Source organism: Neisseria sp. P0009.S007, assembly GCF_051962515.1.
Window position 1 is genome coordinate 1 of the sequence record NZ_JBQCVF010000153.1, and the last position, 3,772, is coordinate 3,772.

Here is a 3,772-nt window from a genome sequence, read left to right on the forward strand (position 1 = left end):
TGGGCAAATCCTTATATCTGGATTCTCTTAGGCGTCTTGCTTGCTACCGGCGCACTCGGTTTTTACGACGACTGGCGTAAAGTGGTTTATAAAGACCCTAACGGCGTGTCTGCCAAATTCAAAATGGTGTGGCAGTCCAGCGTTGCCATCATCGCCGGTTTGGCGTTGTTCTACCTTGCGACAAATTCTGCCAACAATATCCTGATTGTTCCCTTCTTCAAACAAGTTGCCTTGCCGCTTGGCGTAGTTGGCTTCTTGGTATTGTCCTACCTGACCATCGTCGGCACATCCAATGCCGTTAACCTGACCGACGGATTGGACGGCTTAGCCGCATTCCCCGTTGTACTTGTCGCCGCCGGTCTTGCTATCTTTGCCTATGCCAGCGGCCACTCCCAATTTGCCCAATACCTGCAATTGCCTTACGTTGCCGGCGCAAACGAAGTGGTGATTTTCTGTACCGCCATGTGTGGTGCGTGTCTCGGCTTTTTGTGGTTTAACGCCTATCCGGCACAAGTCTTTATGGGCGACGTCGGCGCGCTCGCGCTTGGTGCGGCGCTCGGTACCGTTGCCGTCATCATCCGCCAAGAATTTGTCCTCGTCATCATGGGCGGCCTGTTTGTTGTTGAAGCCATTTCCGTTATGTTGCAAGTCGGTTGGTACAAACGAACCAAAAAACGCATCTTTCTGATGGCGCCGATTCATCACCATTACGAACAAAAAGGCTGGAAAGAAACCCAAGTCGTTGTCCGCTTCTGGATTATCACCATCGTCTTGGTGCTGATTGGTTTAAGTACCCTCAAAATCCGCTAAATCTCCAAAGGCCGTCTGAAAGTTTCAGACGGCCATTATGTAAGGTAAGCATGCTTGCCTGAATCCTACGTCCCAAAATAAATCCCGCAATAATCCACACAGAAAGTCTCCAAACATGTACCAATCTTTCGGCGGCGCAACCGGCATCCGCACCCTGACCGACCGTTTCTACGACTTAATGGAACTTGAGCCGAAATACCAAGCCTTACGCCAAATGCACGGCGAAGACATGACCCTGATACGCGAAAAGCTCTACGAATTTTTCAGCGGCTGGCTCGGCGGTCCACAACTCTTTGTCGAAAAATACGGCCATCCCCAACTGCGTGCCCGCCATATGCCTTTTGCCGTCAACGTACAAGTCCGCAACGAATGGATCGCCTGCTTTGCCCAAGCCATGAGCGAACTGGACATCGATAAAGCACTTGCCGAGCCGGTTTTAATCCAAGTTTTTGCCATGGCAGATTGGTGTCGTAACCAAAACGAAGACGGTATCGAACCGCCTATGCCGCCAATGGCGGTTGACCCATGGGTGCGCACACCGGAATTGCAGCAGATTTTGAGTAGCTACGGTGTAAACAGATTTTTTGAGGAATTTTCAGATTAAGTCTGTTTGAAAATGCTGCTATGACATTAAAGAATATAAGAGAGAATGTAAAATGAAAAATTGGTTAAGAAAAATAGCAGTTGCTTTGTTTGGATTCGGACAGATGGCTAATACAAGTGATATCCCAAATTTTGCAGAAACAGAGCAAGAAGCCAAACAAGGGAATGCTGCATCCCAATTTAATTTAGGTTTGATGTATTACTTGGGGAAAGGGGCTACCAAAGATTATAAACAGGCAGAACATTGGTTCCGTAGAGCGGCAGAACAGGGGGATGTTGAAGCGCAGAGCAATCTAGGGGGATTATATTATAAGGGACAAGGTGTTGCTCAAGATTATGAGCAAGCCAAATATTGGTTTCAAAAAGCTGCTGCACAAGGCTTTGCTAAAGCTCAGTATGATTTAGGAACAATCTATTTTTTTGGTAAAGGCATTGAACAAGATTATGATCAAGCAGCTCAATGGTATGAAAAGGCGGCAGAACAAGGGTATCTTGATGCCCAATACAATTTAGCCATTATGTATGATAACGGATTAGGTGTCGGTAAAGCTCCTGAGAAGGCGTTCCAATGGTATCGAAAGGCGGCGGAGCAGGGAGATAATCAAGCACAATATACTGTGGCTACAAGGTATATGCATGGTTTAGGCGTGCAAAAAGATTTTAAACAGGCGGTGCTATGGCTACATCGTGCAGCAGATCAAGAAAATATCAAAGCTCAATCAGATCTTGGCGTGGCTTATCATAATGGATTCGGTGTTCGTCAAGATGATAAGCAGGCCTTATATTGGTATCGTAAAGCAGCGGAGCAAGGAAGTTCTGAGGCCCAATACAATTTAGGTGTAATGTATCTAAAAGGGCAAGGTGTACGTCAAAGTAAAATAGTTGCTAAAGAATGGTTTAAGAAGGCTTGTGCTAATGGAGACAAGCAAAGTTGTGATGCTTATCAAAAATTGGATTAGGCAGGATATTAAATTTTGCTAAGGGCCGTCTGAAAAACTAGGATAAAACAGAAATAATAATTTGAATGTAATGGATTTTAAAATGAAGGTTTCGGTGAAAAAAATAATAATGGGTGTGATGGCTTGCTTTGGGTTAGGGCAGGCAGCTTTAGCTGAAAGTATTCCGGATTTTAAGAATATGCTGAGAGCTGCGGAGCAAGGAGATCCAGAAGCTCAATTAAGTATTGGAGCAATGTATGCGAATGGACAGGGTATTAGTCAAGACAACAGGCTAGCAGTGCAGTGGTTTCGTAAGGCAGCAGAGCAAGAGAATGCTAAAGCTCAATTTAACTTGGGTGTAATGTATCAGCTGGGGCAAGGTGTTGGTCAAGATTATGTACAGGCGGCAGAATGGTATCGTAAGGCTGCCGAACAGGGTGATACTGGAGCTCAAAATAATTTGGGTATGTTGTATCAAAATGGGCAAGGTGTTAGTCAAGACTATGCTCAGGCTGCGGAATGGTTTTATAGGGCTGCGAATCAGGAAAATACAGATGCTCAGTTAAATTTGGGTATGCTGTATGCTAATGGGCAAGGTGTTGGCAAAGACTATGAGAAGGCGTTGAAATGGTTTCGTAGAGCGGCTGGTCATGGAGATGCCATAGGTCAGTATAATTTAGGTGTGGCATATGCTAACGGGGAAGGAGTGCATCAGGATTACATACAGGCTATAGGATGGTATCGTAAAGCTGCGGAACAAGGGAATGTAGATGCACAATATAATTTAGGCGATATGTATGCGAGTGGGGAAGGTGTACGTCAAGATTATGTAGAGGCGATTAAGTGGTACAGAAAGGCAGCAGAGCAGGGAGATGCTCAAGCTCAATTTAATTTGGGCATGATGTACCTTCAAGGGCAAGGAGTCCGTCAAGACAATGCACAGGCAGTGCAGTGGTTTGGCAGGGCGGCAGAACAAGGGCATGCTAAAGCCCAATATAATTTGGGTGTAATGTATGCCAATGGGCAAGGAATTCGTCAAGATGATGTACAGGCGGTGAGGTGGTATCACAAGGCTGCAGAACAAGGTGTTGCTCAAGCGCAATTCAATTTGGGTATAATGTATGATCAAGGGCAAGGAGTTCGTCAAGATGATGCACAGGCAGTGCATTGGTATCGTAAGGCGGCAGAGCAAGGATATGCAGAAGCCCAATATAATTTTGGTGTGATGTATGCCAACGGAGAAGGTGTTCGTCAGAATTATAAGATTGCCAAAGATTGGTTTGGTAAGGCTTGTGATAATGGATTGCAACGAGGTTGCGATGCTTACCGAGAATTGAATCAGAAAGGATATTGAATCCTTATTCAAAGGCCGTCTGAAAAACTTAGGACAAAACCAAAATGACTTTTCAAAATAAAAAAAT

At 45.2% G+C, this 3,772-nt stretch carries 4 protein-coding genes; all 4 read left to right on the top strand.

Annotated elements, in window-relative coordinates:
• Positions 1-810: phospho-N-acetylmuramoyl-pentapeptide-transferase (gene mraY, locus ACTHS3_RS10700; protein ID WP_440367936.1), on the top strand; the 810-nt coding region annotated here is incomplete at its 5' end.
• A gap of 115 nt (positions 811-925) precedes the next feature.
• The gene (locus ACTHS3_RS10705; protein ID WP_004518885.1) at positions 926-1,414 is read left to right on the top strand and encodes a group II truncated hemoglobin; all 489 of its coding nucleotides are present in this window, start codon (positions 926-928) and stop codon (positions 1,412-1,414) included.
• A 52-nt stretch (positions 1,415-1,466) separates the two neighbouring features.
• On the top strand, positions 1,467-2,372 hold the full coding sequence (locus ACTHS3_RS10710; RefSeq protein ID WP_049335334.1) for an SEL1-like repeat protein: 906 nt from the start codon (positions 1,467-1,469) through the stop codon (positions 2,370-2,372).
• A 70-nt stretch (positions 2,373-2,442) separates the two neighbouring features.
• Positions 2,443-3,705, top strand: a complete 1,263-nt coding sequence (locus tag ACTHS3_RS10715; protein ID WP_004518882.1) for a tetratricopeptide repeat protein — start codon at positions 2,443-2,445, stop codon at positions 3,703-3,705.
• The last annotated feature ends 67 nt before the right edge of the window (positions 3,706-3,772 follow it).